1 protein-coding gene is annotated in these 364 nt (G+C 32.1%); it reads left to right on the top strand.

The window, feature by feature from the left end; translation table 11 throughout:
- Positions 1-141: 141 nt before the first annotated feature.
- Positions 142-364: hypothetical protein (locus FUA24_RS01030; protein WP_148539678.1), on the top strand; the 223-nt coding region annotated here is incomplete at its 3' end.

The following is a 364-nucleotide window of genomic DNA, read 5'->3' as shown; positions in this document are numbered from 1 at the left end:
AATGTATTAATGCATGAATTAAAAGGTTTAGGATTAGACATCAGATTAGAAGAGTAAAATTTTTAACGGTTGTTAGTTGTTTGTTGGTAGTTGTTAAAACCAGCAACCAACAACCAACAGCCAACAACTAATTCAAAAGAAATGGCAAGAAAACAAGATAAAAATACAGTTAAGAGATTTAATAAAATCTCAATTGGTTTAGCTTCTCCAGAATCTATTTTAGCAGAATCTAGAGGTGAAGTTTTAAAGCCAGAAACTATTAATTACCGTACACATAAGCCAGAACGCGATGGTTTATTTTGTGAGCGCATTTTTGGTCCTGTAAAAGATTATGAGTGTGCTTGTGGTAAGTATAAGCGTATTA

This window comes from Seonamhaeicola marinus (assembly GCF_008085455.1).
This window is presented reverse-complemented; position numbering and strand designations above follow the sequence as displayed.